The 17,235-nt window shown below is 44.4% G+C and carries 17 protein-coding genes and 1 pseudogene; 14 read left to right on the forward strand and 4 right to left on the reverse strand.

Annotation, left to right across the window (positions count from 1 at the left end):
- Positions 1 to 66: 66 nt before the first annotated feature.
- The gene (locus BVG16_RS09880) at positions 67 to 1,350 is read right to left on the reverse strand and encodes an ammonium transporter (RefSeq protein ID WP_078498380.1); all 1,284 of its coding nucleotides are present in this window, start codon (positions 1,348 to 1,350) and stop codon (positions 67 to 69) included.
- 339 nt (positions 1,351 to 1,689) lie between these two features.
- Positions 1,690 to 1,824, reverse strand: coding sequence for a DUF4023 domain-containing protein (locus BVG16_RS09885; protein ID WP_078498381.1), 135 nt, complete (start codon positions 1,822 to 1,824; stop codon positions 1,690 to 1,692).
- Positions 1,825 to 1,951: 127 nt separating this feature from the next.
- Here BVG16_RS09885 and BVG16_RS09890 point away from each other — a divergent pair, with 127 nt between their 5' ends.
- From BVG16_RS09890 to BVG16_RS09950, 14 genes and pseudogenes are all read left to right on the forward strand, one after another.
- Positions 1,952 to 2,383 (forward strand): EamA family transporter, encoded by a 432-nt coding sequence (locus BVG16_RS09890; protein WP_078498382.1) that lies wholly within the window; start codon positions 1,952 to 1,954, stop codon positions 2,381 to 2,383.
- A 119-nt stretch (positions 2,384 to 2,502) separates the two neighbouring features.
- The gene (locus BVG16_RS09895) at positions 2,503 to 3,036 is read left to right on the forward strand and encodes a YceI family protein (RefSeq protein ID WP_078498383.1); all 534 of its coding nucleotides are present in this window, start codon (positions 2,503 to 2,505) and stop codon (positions 3,034 to 3,036) included.
- A gap of 113 nt (positions 3,037 to 3,149) precedes the next feature.
- Positions 3,150 to 4,256: a nitric oxide synthase oxygenase gene (locus BVG16_RS09900; RefSeq protein ID WP_078498384.1), complete on the forward strand. Its 1,107-nt coding sequence runs from the start codon at positions 3,150 to 3,152 to the stop codon at positions 4,254 to 4,256.
- A gap of 2 nt (positions 4,257 to 4,258) precedes the next feature.
- Positions 4,259 to 5,209 carry a 1,4-dihydroxy-2-naphthoate polyprenyltransferase gene (locus BVG16_RS09905; RefSeq protein WP_078498385.1) on the forward strand — a complete coding sequence of 317 codons (951 nt, stop codon included), beginning with the start codon at positions 4,259 to 4,261 and terminating at the stop codon, positions 5,207 to 5,209.
- A 69-nt stretch (positions 5,210 to 5,278) separates the two neighbouring features.
- Positions 5,279 to 7,240: a GTP-binding protein gene (locus BVG16_RS09910; RefSeq protein WP_078498386.1), complete on the forward strand. Its 1,962-nt coding sequence runs from the start codon at positions 5,279 to 5,281 to the stop codon at positions 7,238 to 7,240.
- Positions 7,241 to 7,576: 336 nt separating this feature from the next.
- Positions 7,577 to 8,527, forward strand: coding sequence for an ABC transporter permease (locus BVG16_RS09915; RefSeq protein ID WP_078498387.1), 951 nt, complete (start codon positions 7,577 to 7,579; stop codon positions 8,525 to 8,527).
- A complete protein-coding gene (locus BVG16_RS09920; protein ID WP_078498388.1) occupies positions 8,520 to 9,467 on the forward strand; it encodes an iron chelate uptake ABC transporter family permease subunit in 948 nt (315 codons plus the stop codon). Before BVG16_RS09915 ends, BVG16_RS09920 begins: the two co-directional genes overlap by 8 nt.
- Positions 9,464 to 10,222: an iron ABC transporter ATP-binding protein gene (locus BVG16_RS09925; RefSeq protein ID WP_078498389.1), complete on the forward strand. Its 759-nt coding sequence runs from the start codon at positions 9,464 to 9,466 to the stop codon at positions 10,220 to 10,222. The genes BVG16_RS09920 and BVG16_RS09925 overlap by 4 nt, the downstream gene beginning before the upstream one ends.
- Before the next feature lie 73 nt (positions 10,223 to 10,295).
- Positions 10,296 to 11,258, forward strand: coding sequence for a siderophore ABC transporter substrate-binding protein (locus tag BVG16_RS09930; protein WP_078498390.1), 963 nt, complete (start codon positions 10,296 to 10,298; stop codon positions 11,256 to 11,258).
- 108 nt (positions 11,259 to 11,366) lie between these two features.
- Positions 11,367 to 12,350 carry a helix-turn-helix transcriptional regulator gene (locus BVG16_RS09935; protein ID WP_078498391.1) on the forward strand — a complete coding sequence of 328 codons (984 nt, stop codon included), beginning with the start codon at positions 11,367 to 11,369 and terminating at the stop codon, positions 12,348 to 12,350.
- A 75-nt stretch (positions 12,351 to 12,425) separates the two neighbouring features.
- Positions 12,426 to 12,861, forward strand: a pseudogene (locus BVG16_RS09940) (dihydrofolate reductase).
- A gap of 927 nt (positions 12,862 to 13,788) precedes the next feature.
- Positions 13,789 to 14,418, forward strand: coding sequence for an NAD(P)-dependent oxidoreductase (locus BVG16_RS09945; protein WP_078498392.1), 630 nt, complete (start codon positions 13,789 to 13,791; stop codon positions 14,416 to 14,418).
- A 132-nt stretch (positions 14,419 to 14,550) separates the two neighbouring features.
- A complete protein-coding gene (locus BVG16_RS33685; protein WP_269845586.1) occupies positions 14,551 to 14,682 on the forward strand; it encodes a hypothetical protein in 132 nt (43 codons plus the stop codon).
- A 128-nt stretch (positions 14,683 to 14,810) separates the two neighbouring features.
- Positions 14,811 to 15,416 carry a GNAT family N-acetyltransferase gene (locus tag BVG16_RS09950; RefSeq protein ID WP_233146951.1) on the forward strand — a complete coding sequence of 202 codons (606 nt, stop codon included), beginning with the start codon at positions 14,811 to 14,813 and terminating at the stop codon, positions 15,414 to 15,416.
- A 222-nt stretch (positions 15,417 to 15,638) separates the two neighbouring features.
- On the opposite strand, the gene BVG16_RS09960 is transcribed toward BVG16_RS09950, so the two are convergent.
- Together BVG16_RS09960 and BVG16_RS09965 are read right to left on the reverse strand one after the other, a co-directional pair.
- Entirely contained in the window at positions 15,639 to 16,427 is a 789-nt protein-coding gene (locus tag BVG16_RS09960) for a helix-turn-helix domain-containing protein (RefSeq protein WP_078498393.1), read from the reverse strand.
- Between the two features lie 173 nt (positions 16,428 to 16,600).
- Positions 16,601 to 16,783 carry a hypothetical protein gene (locus BVG16_RS09965; RefSeq protein WP_078498394.1) on the reverse strand — a complete coding sequence of 61 codons (183 nt, stop codon included), beginning with the start codon at positions 16,781 to 16,783 and terminating at the stop codon, positions 16,601 to 16,603.
- Positions 16,784 to 17,235 lie beyond the last annotated feature (452 nt).

Below are 17,235 nucleotides of genomic sequence, written 5' to 3' on the forward strand. Positions count from 1 at the left end.
ATATCACAATCGAAGAAGCCAACTGCTTGATGCAGTTGGCTTCTTCGTATTCTCTCTGAAGATGTGTTACACGGATTGGCTTGTTCCTGAGGTTTGAAGCTCTTTCATTTGTTCTGGATATCCATAAGCTCCGTGTTCACTCATATCTAGACCAATCGTCTCTTCTTCTTCCGTTACGCGAATACCGATGGTTACTTTCATGATATAAAGAACCAGATATGTTACTCCGAAGGCAAATGCCGCACATACGACAACGCCAAGCGCTTGAACGCCCAATTGCTCGAGGCCGCCGCCGTAGAAAAGACCTGCTTTACCTACACCAACTTTCGCGGCTAATTCAGGTGTTGCGAAGAATCCATTCGCAAGCGTTCCCCATACCCCTGCCGCACCGTGAGCGGACATGGCATAGATCGGATCATCCATACGAAGTCTTTCGAAGAAACGCATGCTGATGAATACCAAGATCCCCGCAACGAGACCGATCACAATGGCTGCCCAAGATTCAACGAAGGCACAGGATGCCGTGATGGCAACGAGACCTGCGAGAGCACCGTTGAGCATGACGGAGATGTCTGCTTTGCCTGTCACGAGCCATGCGATGAGCATCGCTGCCACGGCACCAGCAGCTGCGCCTAGCTGTGTGTTGATGGCTACGAAACCGAAGAAGCTTCCATCGCCAGCCGTAATGGTACTTCCTGCGTTAAATCCGAACCAACCTACCCATAGAATCATTACGCCAAGTGTTGTGAACACTTGATTGTGTCCTAAGATATTGTTAGGTTTACCATTCTTATTATATTTACCGAGACGAGGTTTTAAGAGCAGTGTAGCAGCCATAGCGGCCATAGCACCTGTTAAGTGAACAACTGTGGAACCGGCAAAGTCTTGTTTGCCGTGCGCAGCTAACCAACCGCCGCCCCAGATCCAGTGTGCGATGACAGGGTAGATCACGACCGAGAACACAATCGCAAAGATCAAGTAAGCCGACATTTTAGCACGTTCTGCGAAACCGCCGAAAGCGATAGACATGGAAATCGTTGCGAAGGCTAATTGGAAAATAAAGTTGACCGTTGGCGCAACGCTCGCTCCGTCTGGAATATCCATGACATTGAAGCCGAAGTAATCTCCCCATCCAATAAGTCCATTCCCGTGAGAGCCAAAAATGAGTGCATATCCAACGGCCCAGAATACTATCGATACAATCCCGATCGTGAAAATCGTCTTCCCTGCAATATGTCCCGCATTCTTCATTCGGGTGGATCCTGCCTCCAACATGATAAATCCGCATTGCATGAAAAGAACGAGAATTGCGCCAAGCATGGTCCATACGCCATTGATTCCTATTTCCATGTTACATAACCTCTCTCTCGTGTGATTTATATCGTGTACTAGTTCCATCGACTTACCAAAATGTAGGAAAAACTTATGACTATGTTCGTATAATAAAAAATCACAAGTGTGTTGTCAATATATCTAACATTAAAATACAAAGTATTCTCTCATTTGTGCAAATGAATCCGATGAACAACCAAAAACAACAAAAAAATTAGAATTTAACACAAATATATTAGCGAATTGCATATATAATGTTATATAATATTACATAACATCATTAAAATTGTGGACGATAAAGTAAAAAAGGCTTCACGTTCCTGTGCCGGAAAATGAAGCCTTTTTGGATGCGATGAATTATTTGTTGGTACCGTGCTGCTGTTTGCCAGGCAATTGTTTCTCAGGGCTGCCTTGTCCGTTATGCTGCTTGTTTTTACGTGCTTTCTCTTGCGTGTCATGTACTTTCTGTACAAAGTCGTGTGTATTATCCATTCTGACCCTCCTTTACAATGCATGCTCTGTTATAATGTAACCCAAATATGTGAAAATCATCTGGCGATTAGGTAAAGACTGAAGATAACCTATGGATCAGTGACGTGAAAAGGAGGAGTTGTAGGAGATGGGCAGTTGGTTATGGTATGCCTTGGGTTCTGCTGGGATGGCGGCGCTCGTATCGATTTTTGGGAAGATTGGATTGAAAGGGGTAGATCCGAACACGGCGACGACGATTCGTGCAGTTATTATGATGCTGTTCCTTCTTGGCGTACTTATGGTGCAAGGGAAGGTGACGCAAATCGGAGAAGTGTTAGCGAATCGTAAGGCCATGATCTTTATTGTATTAAGCGGTATGGCAGGGGCGATGTCATGGCTATTTTATTTTGTTGCGATCCAAAAGGGGGATGTCGCCAAGGTTGCGCCAATCGATAAGTTGAGTGTGGTGCTCGCTGTGGTTTTTGCAATCGTCTTTTTGGGAGAAAAGCTATCGCTCTGGGGCGGTATTGGTGTAGGTCTTATTGCAATTGGTGTTCTGATTACGGCTTTTGCTTCATAAAAGATAGTATAGAAAAAAGTTGTTGACACTCCAGTTATGTATAGGTAATATAAAAATGTAAGTAAGTTTATTAATGTAACAAATTAAAATATAGTACATAACTATGGGAGGTTATTCACATGTCAAATTCGAAATGGGCAGTAGACGTAGCACACAGCAGTATTGATTTTACAATCAAGCATATGATGATCGCGAAGGTTAAAGGTTCTTTCCACACCTTTGAGGCGCAAATTGTTGCGGATCCGGAGGATCTTACAACCGCCAAAATTAATTTTAATGTAGATTTGGGTAGTGTGGATACGCGCAATAATGATCGTGATAACCATTTACGTTCTGCCGATTTCTTTGATATTGCGAATAATCCGACCTTGAATTTCGAATCCAGCCAGATTATTAAAGTATCGGATGATGAGTACGATGTCACAGGGGCTGTGACGCTACATGGCGTAACCCGCTTTGAGACGTTCCGTGCTTCATTCGAAGGCGCAGGTAAAGATCCATGGGGCAATACGAAAGTTGGTTTTAGCGCGACAGGCGCGTTGAAACGCAGTGATTATGGTCTAACATACAATGCAGTTCTAGAGACCGGCGGCGTATTGATTGGGGACGAAGTGAAGGTCTTTATTGAAATTGAAGCTGCAGAACAAGCTTAATCACATGATGTACAGCGGCGGTTCGGGGATTCCCGGACTGCCGTTTTTTGTTTTTGCGGAGATTCCCCCTATAATAAGGGTATTATCCGTTAGGGGACAGGAGTATTGTGAACATGTCATCAAATGTAGATGTTGCGGAAGCAGAACAATTTATTGGGACTTGCTATCTAGAGTGGGGAAGAACAGAGGAAGAGGCTTTAGCTCGGATTGAAGAAGTGAGACATGCTATTCGCGAGCATGGATATTATGAACAAACGCTTGAGGAGCTGACTTATGGGGCGAAGCTGGCTTGGCGTAATAGTAATCGCTGCATTGGGCGGTTATTCTGGGATACGCTGACCGTATTGGATGCTCGCGACTTGCGGACGGAGGAAGAGGTTGCTGAAGCGCTGTTCCAGCATGTGGAGACGGCGACGAACGGCGGCAAAATCCGGCCTACGATAACGGTGTTCAAGGCCGAGCATGCGCCGGGGGATACTATCCGTATTTTCAATCATCAATTGATCCGATATGCAGGCTATGAGACCGAGCATGGGGTCATAGGTGATCCGCATTCGGTTCCATTCACGAAGATGTGCCAGAAGTTAGGCTGGACAGGGGACGGTGGACACTTTGATATCCTGCCGATCGTGATTCAGATCGGGGAGCGTGTACCACGTTATTTTGAGATTCCGAAGTCTCTCGTGCTGGAGGTACCCATTACACATCCGGAGAACGCGGCGTTTGAGGATTTGCATTTACAGTGGTATGCCGTGCCAGCCGTATCGGATATGCGTCTCGACATCGGCGGGATGAACTATCCTGCGGCACCATTCAATGGTTGGTATATGGGGACGGAGATCGGAGCACGGAATTTTGCGGATACCGAACGGTACAATATGCTGCCGAAGGTGGCGTCTATCCTTGGATTGGATACGAGCAGTGAGTCGTCATTATGGCGGGATCGGGCGCTCGTTGAATTGAATGTTGCGGTATTGCATTCGTTTAAGGAAAAGGGCGTGTCCATCGTTGATCATCATACGGCTGCACAGCAATTTATGCGATTTGAAGCGAATGAAGCCAAGGCAGAGCGACCGGTAACGGGGAATTGGACCTGGTTGATTCCGCCAGTTTCGCCGGCTACGACGCATATTTTTCATAAACCTTACAACAATACCATCATAAAGCCGAACTTTTTCTATCAGAAAGCACCGGTCTTTGCCGAAGATGGCGGGGAGTAGGGATGATGATCAGACGATTTTTAGACTTGGTAGAGATCAAGACCAAAGTAGCAAGTATGATTCCTTTTCTGATGGGAACGGTCTATGCTATCTTCCATTTTCATACGTTCAACGGGTATCACTGGTTATTGATGCTCGTGTCTTTGTTAAGCTTCGATATGGCTACGACGGCGATTAACAATTACTATGACTTTAAAAAAGCGGTTCGTACCCATGGTTATGGCTATGAGACACATAATGCGGTTGTACGATACGGTATGAAAGAACGTTCGGTTGTATTGCTGATTGCTGTATTGCTCTTCCTAGCTATTGGGGCAGGCATCATGCTCGTATTCGAGACGGGGCTCCTCATTTTCTTGCTTGGGGGGTTATCGTTCTGTGTGGGGATTCTGTATTCCTTCGGGCCGATTCCGATCTCCCGCATGCCGCTTGGAGAGCTGTTCTCCGGTTTATTTATGGGGTTCGTCATTATTTTTATATCGACATATATTCATGTGCCAGGGGATCAATTGGTGTCATTGACGATAGACAGTAATCTATTCGTGCATCTCGATATTCAGCTCGTCGAAGTGTTGTTGGTCTTCGGGGTTTCGATTCCAGCCATCCTTGCCATTGCGAATATCATGCTTGCGAATAACATCTGTGATGTTGAAGACGATATGGAGAACCGGCGGTATACACTGCCCGTCTATATCGGGAAGCCGAATGCACTTCTTCTGTATCGGTATATTTATTATGCGGCGTATTTGGACATTTTCGTGCTATTTTATCTTCGAGTACATCCGGTACTGCTGCTCTTGCTGCTCTGTACACTGATTCCCGTGCATCGGAACATCAAGCGGTTCGAATCACTGCAGACCAAGAAAGACACGTTCATCTTAGCCGTTCGTAATTTTGTGCTTATCAATGTCGCGCGTATCCTAGTGCTGACGCTTGCAGCCATCTGGAGTTGAATCTTGCCGTGTCGGGATGGAATCCATTACACTGAAGTCAATAGATTTGACGGAAGGTAGTTGAACGCCTTGAGTAACCGATCGAAGCAGCAGCAAAACGTTGGGATTTTTGCGCATGTGGATGCGGGAAAAACAACAACGACGGAACATATATTGTATGAGAGCGGGCGGATTCGGTCGCTAGGCAGCGTGGATTCGGGTACAGCATTGACGGATTCGATGGATATTGAGAGAGAACGGGGCATTTCGGTGCGGGCGGCGATGACGTCTTTTAAGTGGAAAGGCCAAGCGGTGAATCTCGTGGATACACCAGGGCATGTCGATTTTCTGTCTGAAGTGGAACGTTCCTTGCGCGTGATGGACGGCGCTGTATTGATTATTTCGGCAGTCGAAGGCGTACAAGCCCAGACGGAAGTCATCTGGAACGCCCTTCGCAAGCTGCGCATCCCGACCCTTATTTTCGTGAATAAAATGGATCGGATTGGTGCGAATGTGGAGGCCGTGATGGAGGGAATTCATAAATATTTATCCCCGGATATCGTTCCTTTTCAAGCGTCTATCGGTATCGAACATGATTTCCAAGGAGCAGAAGATTTATGGGCGAACGGGGACGAGTCGTTATACGAATCGCTCGCAGAGCGGAATGAGGAACTTCTCCAGCGTTATTTAAATGGCGAGACTGTCGACCCAATCGATTGGAAGCAGCATGCAGTCGATATGATAAAGCGTGCTGAAATTTTTCCGCTTTTCTTCGGTGCAGCAGGCAAGGGTATCGGCGTAACCGCGGTCATGGATGCGATGGTTGAATATCTGCCTGCAGCGCACGGTGATGCGGAAGCTCCACTGTCAGGGATTGTGTTCAAAATCGAACGCGACAAAACGATGGGGCGCATGGCATATGTGCGTTTATATGAAGGGTCTATGCGAAACCGAGATGTGATCTATAATCATACGCAGCAGTTGGCGGAGAAAATAACCCAAATTCGTAAAGTGGATGGCGGGCGATCGGAAGATATCGGCGTGCTGCAAGCTGGGGATATTGCCGCCGTCTGCGGGATGACACAGGTTCGGATTGGCGATGTGTTAGGGCAGCCGGATGCCATTCCGGATGAAGCACGGCTTGCCGTGCCGCTGTTGACGGTTCAAGCGCATTGGGTGAACGAAGCAGAATATCCGAAAGTTGTTCAGGCCATGCAAGAGCTGTCAGACGAGGATCCGCTGCTGGATGTGCAGTGGATGCAAGATGAGCGGGAGCTTCATGTCAAAGTGATGGGTCCGATCCAGCTTGAGATTCTAACGAATCTGCTTGCCAATCGATACGGATTGCAGGTGAAATTCGGACAACCTTCTGTCATTTATAAAGAAACGCCGGCACAAGCTGGAGAAGGGTTCATTGCTTATACCATGCCGAAGCCGTGTTGGGCGATTCTCCGCTTCTGGATCGAGCCTGGTCCACGGGGCAGCGGTCTGCATTATGAGGCGGACGTTCGAACCGAGAAGCTGCTGCTCCAGTATCAGAACGAAGTGGCTCGCAGGGTTCCTGAGGCACTACAGCAAGGGTTATATGGCTGGGAAGTCGTGGATTTGAAGGTGAAGCTGATCGAAGGCGAACATCATGTGTGGCATACACATCCGCTTGATTTTGCCGTTGCTACGCCCATGGGCATTATGGATGGACTATCGAATGTAGGTACGCAATTGTTGGAGCCTATATTGCAATTCCGCATGGTTGTCCCAGAGGAGTTCGGCGGACGTGTGATGAATGATCTTATTCTCATGCGAGGAACCTTTGAACCGCCAAGCCTGCATGGAGACCGAATGGTCATCGAGGGTCGCGTACCCGTTGCTACATCACTGGATTACCCGATGGAGCTCGGTTCATTAACGAAGGGCCGGGGCACGATTGCAACCTTTTTCGATGGGTATGAGGTTTGCCCACCCGATGTGAAGGCAGAGCGTCAACGCCGAGGTGTGAATCCGCTGGATCAGTCGAAGTATATTCTCAGTGTGAGAAAAGCGCTGCAAGGGTAATGCGACTAAACAAGAATATACATGCAGTATACATTTTTTAAATGTGTCTATTTTATGAAAATCGAGACAACTTAACCCTATGAGCTAATCGAACAAATTGGTAATATTCATCATAAATTATTTGTAAATCCAAGGCTATACGAGGGATGTGGAGAATCTGCTAGAGCAGATTCTCTTTTTTGTGTATTTTTATACAGTGTTATAAAAGGAGGTTGCTTCCTTGCATATATTCTGCAATGTGCTATAATTCTCCCTAGTCGTTGATAGTGATTCTCATTATCACAAAATGTGGTGCGTAAGAAATAGACCACAATCTCTCTACTCAAAGGATGCGTCATGAAAAAGAGATATTTGATTATTGCCCTTATCGTATTATCTATTCTATCTATTTTTGTCGGTGTAAGGGATTTGAAGCCGTCCGATTTGTTGCATCTCACAGAGGACCAAGCGCAAATCTTGTTCGTCAGTCGGATACCGCGTCTGATCAGTATCATTATCGCTGGCGTCAGCATGAGTATTTGCGGTCTGATTATGCAGCAGCTTACACGCAATAAATTCGTATCTCCTACAACGGCAGGGACGATGGATTCTGCCCGGCTGGGCATTCTGGTTGCGCTCATGCTGTTTACAACGGCAAGTCCTTTGCTGAAGATGGGTGTCGCTTTCGTATTCGCTTTGCTAGGCACATTCGTATTCATGCGTATTTTAGAGAAAATCAAATTTAAAGATACGATATTCATCCCGCTTGTCGGGTTGATGTTCGGTAATATTATAACGTCGATTTCTACGTTTTTTGCTTACAAGTATGATCTCATTCAGAACATGTCCTCCTGGCTGCTCGGGGATTTCTCTATGATTCTGAAAGGAAAATACGAGTTGATGTATATTACGGTCCCGTTGGTGATCGTGGCCTACCTCTATGCGAGTAAATTTACCGTGGCGGGGATGGGAGAGGATTTCTCCCGTAATCTGGGGATGAACTACAGACGAGTGGTTAACATCGGGCTTGTTCTCGTAGCATTAATGACGTCTTCAGTGATTTTGACCGTCGGTGTTATTCCTTTCTTAGGGTTAATTATTCCGAACTTGGTCTCGATGTATCGGGGCGATCATCTGAAGCACAGCCTTTTCCACACCGCCGTGTTAGGCGCCGTATTCGTGCTCTTCTGCGACATATTGGGTCGGATTGTCATTTATCCTTACGAAATTCCAATCAGCCTGACGGTAGGCATACTGGGAAGTATTATTTTCGTTTACTTACTGATGAGGAGAAAGGCATATGAGTAATCGCGCTAAACTAGGTTCTCTGTTCGGGCTAGCCCTGATATTAATAGCGACATACATGCTGATTCAAGCTGGAGGCAATTGGGATTATGTGCTGCCGCGGCGCGGGATGAAGATTTTCGCCATGATACTGACAGGCGGGGCGATTGCCTTCGCAACGGTGGTATTCCAGACGATAACGAACAATCGGATTCTGACGCCGAGTATTATCGGGTTAGATGCTTTATATATGCTCATTCAGACGATTGTCATCTTTATTTTCGGTTCGTCCAGCCTGTTCATTCGGAATGGGAATATCAATTTTATTATTTGCTTGGGGTTAATGATTGTCTTCTCTGCGATCCTCTTTAAGGTGATGTTCCGCGGGGAAGGTCGCAATATCTATTTTCTGCTGCTGATCGGTCTGATCTTCGGCACATTATTCCAGAGTCTGGCTTCGTTCATGCAGGTGCTGATTGATCCGAATGAATTTCAGATTGTTCAGGACAAAATGTTCGCAAGTTTCAATAACATGAAGACGAATCTTCTAATGATATCGCTCGTGTGTTTTATCTTGGTGGCTGTATACCTGGCGAAATATATGAAATACCTAGACGTCCTGTCCCTTGGGAGAGATCAAGCGATTAATCTAGGGGTTCCTTATGACCGGGTTGTCAAAAGACTGCTGACTATCGTGGCGATTCTGATCTCGATTTCAACCGCGTTAATCGGTCCCATTACGTTCTTAGGTTTGCTTGTAGCCAATGTCGCTTATGAGTTCCTTCGTACGTATCAGCACAAAACGTTGATTCTGGGCTCCACGCTCATTAGTATCGTCGCTTTAGTCGGCGGGCAATTGATTGTTGAACGCGTATTTACCTTCTCGACCACACTTAGCGTCATTATTAATTTTATTGGTGGCGTGTACTTTATCTATCTACTGCTAAGGGAGAATAAGTCATGATCGAAGTGAAGAATGTATCCAAAACTTATGGCGCGAAGTATGTGGTGGAGGACGTCTCCGTCTCTATTCAGAAGGGTAAAATTACGTCCTTCATTGGTGCCAACGGCGCAGGGAAAAGTACATTAATCTCGATGATTACCCGACTAATCTCGAAGGATACAGGTCAAGTGCTGATCGATGGGAAGGAAATTGGACAATGGAAAAGCAATGATCTCGCTAAGAAAATTTCCATTCTGAAGCAATCCAACCATACGAGTCTTCGTCTAACCATTCGAGAACTGGTGTCATTCGGCCGATTCCCTTATTCCCAAGGCAGGTTAACCCCTGAAGATTGGACCTTTGTGGATGAAGCGATTGCCTACATGGAGCTCACCGATATACAGGACAAATATTTGGATCAACTGAGCGGTGGTCAGAAGCAGCGTGCCTATATCGCAATGGTTATCGCGCAGAATACCGACTATGTGCTGCTCGATGAGCCGCTGAATAATTTGGACATGAAGCACTCGGTTCAGATTATGAAGATCTTGAGAAGATTGGTCGATGAGTTAGGCAAGACGGTGGTCATTGTTATCCATGATATCAACTTTGCCTCCTGTTATTCCGACTACATTGTAGCTTTGAAAGATGGGAAGATCGTACGCGAAGGGGCGACAGCCGAGATTATCGATCATCATGTGCTTCAAGAGGTCTATGGGATGGATATTCGGATTGAGGAGATTAACAATCATAAGATTTGCGTCTATTTCGCGTAAAAGGGATTAAGTTCGACGGTTAACAGCTGGACTGTCGATTTAATATATAAAAAAATTAAGAGGTGGTAGGAAAATGAAAAAAGCATTACTTTTTCTTGTGTTTGCAATGGTAATCACCGTAGTTGCAGCTTGCGGCTCTAAAAATACATCAACGGATTCCGAAGTGTCTGCGGGCACTGAAACAACGCAAGATGCGAAGGGAATTACAGTTAAACATCAATTGGGTGAAACGGTTGTACCGAAAAACCCGTCGAAAGTCGTTGTATTTGATTATGGCACATTGGACTCTTTAGATAAATTAGGTGTGGATGTTCTAGCGGTATCCAAAGATAGCTTGCCAGGTTACTTAGAGAAATTTAAAGATGCTAAATACGAAAATGCCGGTGGACTTAAAGAGCCGGACTTCGAGAAGATAAATAGCTTGAAACCGGATTTGATCATTATTTCAGGGCGCCAACAAGATTCTTATGAAGAGTTGAGCAAAATTGCACCGACGATTCACCTAGGTGTCGATACAAAGCGTTATATGGAGTCTTTTAAAGAGAATGCTGAGATATTAGGGAAAATATTTGGTAAAGAAGATGCAGTAAAAGAAGAACTAGCGAAAGTAGACGAGACGATTGCTACGGTTAGTGAGAAGGCGAAATCTAGCGGCAAGAAAGCGCTCATTGTCCTCGCGAATGAAGGCAAAGTTAGTGCATATGGTGCAGGTGGCCGATTCGGATTAATTCATGATGTATTAGGATTTGAACAATCCGATAGCAACATCGAAGTGTCTACACATGGTAAAAGCATTTCTTTCGAGTATATTGTTGAGAAAAATCCAGATTATCTATTTGTTGTAGACCGTGGTGCAATGTCCGGGGGATCAGGTGATTCTTCCGCGAAGCAAGTCGTAGAAAATGATCTTGTGAAAAATACCAACGCGTTCAAAGACGGTAAAATCGTATACTTGGATCCAGATTACTGGTATTTATCCGGCGGCGGATTAACTTCCGTTCCTGCCATGGTTGACGAAGTATCCAAAAGCTTGTAATTGCATATAGAAAAGCCGTTACGGCGAGAGTTTCTCGCGCGTAGCGGCTTTTTTGTGCGTAAAACGATCCATTTCCTCATAAGATGTATTGAATTGGAGGGAGATGGCATGAATCGAACGGATCGACGGATGGCGATCGTGCAACAACTGCAGCAGCAAGGTATGATGCGGGCAGAGGATATAGCTGCGCTATTCGCAACAAGTGTGAGAACGATATATCGCGATGCATTAGCCCTGAGTAAAGCGGGTATTCCGATTTATGGGTCCCCAGGACGGGGATATTCGCTTGCAGCAGAGGAGTTCTTGGCGCCTGTCAGCTTTACAGGAGAGGAAGCGATGGCCCTACTGCTCGGGAGTGATTGGATTGAAGAGCAATTAGATCATGGGTACCGTGCAGCAGCGCAGAAGCTTCGTTCCAAGGTAGAGGCGGTATTGCCCCTTAATATGAAGCGAAAAGTAAACCGGCAGCGCGCAGGGCTGCGGCTTGCAGCATTATCCCACGCGCAAGAAGAGCGGGAGACCGATACGTTAAGTGTCTTGCGCAGCGCGATTGTAACGGAGACGGCGATTCAATTTCGCTATGATCGGCTAACGCCATATGACGACGGAAGCTCGGAAAGCGTACGCTCTGTTGATCCGTATGGTCTGGTGTTTGCTTCGGGCGCATGGAGTGTGATTGGACATTGCCATTTGCGTCAGGACATCCGCCAGTTCCGGGTGGAGCGTATTTCGGATTTGGAGCGTGAGGCACGGACGTTCCAGCGGCCTGCAGACTTCCAACTCCGTAGATACAAGTCCGCCAGAGGGCGTTCTGTCTTAATACAAGTGCTTTTTCAACAGGCTGCGGCAAAGAAAGTAAAGGACAATCCCGGACCTGATGTAACGGGGATGACAGAAACGGACGAAGGGCTGCTCGTGACCCTTCATGTGAGACAAGTTGAAGATGCCATTCCATGGTTATTGGGTTGGGGGACGCAAGCCGAGGTGCTCGAACCGCAGTCCCTACGAGCGGAGTTGGCTCAAGTGGCGAAAGCTTTGACGAAGGTGTATGTCAAGACGGAGGAGATGGAGGAGATGGAAAGAACTGAATAATCATCCGCAGGCAGGATTCTATCTCTCTTTTCAAGAAGTAACTGTTATCAAGGATGAAGAAGGTCGTGATAGCAGGTGCTTATTTCAATCATTGCAGCGATGGATCAGAATAGAGTGATCGGGAGAAATAATGATATTCCATGGAGATTGCCGAAGGAATGGCAATATGTGAAAGCGACGACATGGGGACATCCGATTATCATGGGACGGCGAAATTTCGAATCCATCGGAAGGCCTTTGCCCGGTCGAAGGAATATCATTCTAACGAGAGATCAAGGGTATACAGCAGTGGGGTGCGAAGTTGTTCATACCGTTGAAGATGTGTATGTACGTTGTAAAGGCGAAGAAGAGGTCTTCATCTTTGGCGGGGAACAGATCTATAGGTTGTTTTTGCCCTATGTTTAAGAAAATGTATATAACCAAAATTCACGCGATGTTCGATGGAGATACTTTTTTTCCGGAAATCGTTGATGAGGAATGGTGTGAGATTTCGGCTGAACAAGGCATTTAAGATGATGACAATCCTTACACGTATTTTTTTCACGTCTATGAGAAAATACAATAAAATCGAAAACAAAGTAATTCATGACAAAACCGTCCATTCTTGGACGGTTAGCGTGTCGATAAAGTCCAGAGGACTTTTCGGCACTTTGTTTTTTTGGTGGATCTTCTTCTCATAGAAGAAAAATCGATTTAAAACGGTCTATAACAATGATGAAGATGAATGAAGTTTGCTATGTTGTTTAAAATCCTCCAGTACAGGTGGGGAAAAAGTGTTTCTGGTGGTGCTATATTGGATAAATCCACTAACTTCGCCGTTTTCAGTACGATTTCGCACTCTATACTGGATAAATCCAATAGAATGTGCTGAAAATACCTCTAAAATGCTGATTTTCCCCCTCTATATTGGAAACGTCCAGTATAGGTGTGCGTTTTAGTGTTGGTAGTGAAGCTATGTTGGATAAATCCAGGATAGGTCCGCGAAAAGGGATAATGGTGTAGCTTTGCTGGAAAATCCATTTTAGGTCCACGAATTAATGTTTGTGGAAAAGCTATATTGGATGATCCTATAACTTTAACGGATTTGCATATATTTGATGAACAAAGCTCATTCGGATGTGAAAAATCGAGGAAGACTTGCTTGTTTAGGGTGAAGGTTCTTTTTTACGTACCCCCCAAAAAACGAGGGTTCCTCGACAACTTGACCGTCCATTCTTGGACGGTTTTTGATCTATTCATATGAGCTTAGCGGACACGGGATTTCGTTAATTTGAATTGTCCGACGAGATGCTGCAGCAGGATGGATGGTAATGGCCAAATGCGCTGTGCAGCAGCTAAATTTTGCGATGCTTGACATTCATTTTAAATGTAACTATAATGGTTACAGGTTAACAAATACGAATAATTTTTTGATACACATAAAAGGAGGAAATATATTATGAAAATCGCAGTTGTAGGTGCAACAGGTAAAGCAGGCAGCCGTATCGTAAAAGAGGCATTAGACAGAGGTCATGACGTAGCAGCAATCGTTCGCGATGCTTCCAAAGTAACGACTGACGTGAAAGTCATCGAGAAAGAAGTATTTGTTCTTACAGCAACTGAATTGCAATCATTCGATGTTGTCGTCAATGCATTCGGGGCAGCACCGGGACAAGAGCATTTGCATGTCGAAGCAGGACGCGTATTGATCGATGCGTTAAAAGGTTCAAGCACACGTTTGATCGTGGTTGGCGGTGCAGGCAGCTTGTATGTGGATGAAGCCAAAACATTGCAAGTGTTCAATACACCGAATTTCCCTGAAGCCTACTTGGCAACAGCGAAGAATCAAGGTAAGAACCTAGAGGACTTACAAGCAACGACGGACTTGAACTGGACATTCTTGAGTCCATCTGCGATGTTCGCAATTGGGGAGAGAACAGGCAAGTTCCAAACCGGTAAAGATAACCTGCTTGTCAACTCGAAAGGCGAAAGTTATGTTAGCTATGAAGACTACGCAATCGCGCTTGTTGACGAAATTGAGAAGCCGCAACACATAAAAGAGCGTTTTACCGTTGTATCTGAATCCTAATTCGGGTTATAGTAGAGATATGATTCACCCCCCAAAGGCTAGAGGGATCTTCGGAACCTTCTAGTCTTTTTGCTGTGCAGCCCGAATTCGGTCCAAAGTTGTACGTCTTCTCCGCTCGAGCGGCTAGAACGCATGAATACGGCGCCTGCTTCTGCTACAGATACAGAACTCACCGTTCACTATCATCAGTATGCCTTTCGCTTCATTGTAACCAAGTTCGATGCGCATATTCCTGCACAACTGCATTTGCCGCTCCCGATCTAATGGATTATGCTTAAAGGGATCACAATGAGATACGAGGTGGAACTATTTGTAGTACATTGTTAACACTAGAGAAACGTCACATTCCAACAGCATCACGTGTATTGGCCCAAGCGTTCATGGAGGATCCGATGTACAGGCACATTTTGCCGGATGAATCCGTAAGGCTCAGGGCGCTGGAGATTTTTTTTCAACGTTATATTGAAATGCTGGAGCCGTATTCGGATTTGTATACGACGTCAGAGCAATATGAGGCCGTTGCGCTGGTATTCCGATCGAACGCGATGGCGGATACCTTATGGGCGAAAGTGAAGTATATGAAGCAAATCATCGTAGCTATCATCAAGGCATCTTCGATAAGCCGCCTTATTGGCATTCGCGGGTATGTAAGAGGCGTTTCGATTCTTCGCAGCATGAGCTCATCTTGGTTATCAATGCTGGGGGATCGGCCCTACCTGCATTTGGATATGCTCGTTGTACAGCAACGCTATCGAGGCAAAGGATACGTGTCGAAGATTATGGAGCCCTTACTTGCCGAATGCCGTGCGAACGATACCGTCTGTACGCTGGAGACACAGACACCAAGTAATCTTCCTATGTATAAACATTATCATTTCCGTACGGTGAACGTTATTCCATTGCCGAATAGCTTGTTAGAGCAATATTGTATGGTCTATACGCCTACAGATACAGATACGGATTTTTATAGCGAAAGTCGAACTGAGGGAGAGCCGTGAGAGCGGGCTCCTTTTTTATTTTGGGTAATCGGAAATAGTGTGGAAAGAGGGTTTAAAAGTACCCTCTTCTATAACTTTAGTCAGTGTGGAAAAAGCAGCACCATAGATTTCTTCGTATACCCATTCATAGCCAGCTTGTGTTCCACGACCGACATGATTCATTGTCTTAATTAATCGATTCAGGGACTCTGTATATGCGTTTGTATTGTTCAAGTTCTATTATTAAAAATCATCAACCTTTTTTCGTACCTTCCTTCGAAACTTAAAGCCGAAGCTATTGGTATACACCTCATTTTTTGCCAATAGTTTATATGCGTCAAGTAGGGTTGAAGTTCGCATTACAATGTAGATACCAATTGCAATCAATCCAATACAGACTGGGTAATAAGGCACTAAAAATTCGGAAGTAATAAACTTTCTTTCTATTCCAAAGGCTAAGAGTCCCGCAGCAAATAAACAGAAACCTACTAAATTAATAACAACATATCTTTTTTTTATATCTTCGTATCTTACGGTCAACCCTTTAAGGTATTTTTCATCAAACAGCAAAGACTCTGTCTTTAGTACTTTATATTGATCTTCTTCCAAAAATGATGCTGACACAAACATCCCAATTCCGAATGTAGCAAAAAGGATGGTTGGGATAATATATATCGCTGGATCTTGTTTAAATATGAAGTAGGGGATAAAGGATAAAGCAATCAGGAAAAATCCTAATGCCATATACTTAGAAACCTTATGTGCAGACAATAAATATCCTTCTGCCATTTCTTTACTAACATAATATCCTGCGTCCTTATCATTGCTCGGTTCAACAGAATCCTTTAACAGATAATCCATCGAAACTCCAAAAATATTTCCAATCATAAGAAGTTTTTCTGTTTCCGGATATCCTTGACCAGTTTCCCATTTACTAATTGCCTGTCTTGTCGTGTTTATTTTTTCGGCTAAAGCCTCTTGAGAAAGTCCCTTTTCTTTTCTTAATTGAAAAAGTTTTTCACCAAATGTCATATGTATGAACTCCTTTAATTGCTAACTATAGTATGGTAATATCACCTGCTTAAAGATGGACGCTGAGTAATATGTCTCTTATTTATTGTAATAAATTCTTATTTGTATTGTTACACATCCATGTCCCTTGTTGCCACATGCAAAAATTAAAATTTCATCACTTCCACACTATTTTACTTTTTATTATTTTTTCTAAGTTGAGATGCACCGTATACAATTGCAAAAAGGACGAAGCCAATAAAAACGAATATATTCGTCAGTGGATCGCTAATTCTGGGTATTGAATTCTGAAGCACTTTTAAAAGAACTAATAATCCTATGGCAAAAATAACTCCGGCAAATGTTACTCTTTTCATTATTTCTTTCCTCCCGTAATTTCTGAATATCAATTCGATTGTTAATACTTCTTCTCTCCTGGATTTCGTTTAAACGAAGTACATGTAAATATATCGACATTCATCAAATGTCATTTTTATAAATCCCCTTTCTTATTACTATCTATATTTTAGGAAAACATTGCTCTCGGTTCTACCATATGGGAGATACACTTTGTCAACTTAAGGTTGCAATGATGTTATACAGTGTATTTTGTATAAAAATTACCCGTCCAGCTTATATCTTGAACTCACAGGAGAAATTCATTGTAATCATCAATTTTCCACTCCTCATTCATTTTTTTCTATTACATGCATTCTTCACCCTCCTCTAAAATAAATATTTCTCCAATCGGCATATCAAACTTTTTGGAGAGTCACCGACGTCCTACTCCTATAAGGCATTGGAAAGCTCATACAGCATCCATACATAT

Source organism: Paenibacillus selenitireducens (genome assembly GCF_002021565.1).
GTDB lineage: Bacteria > Bacillota > Bacilli > Paenibacillales > Paenibacillaceae > Paenibacillus_K > Paenibacillus_K selenitireducens.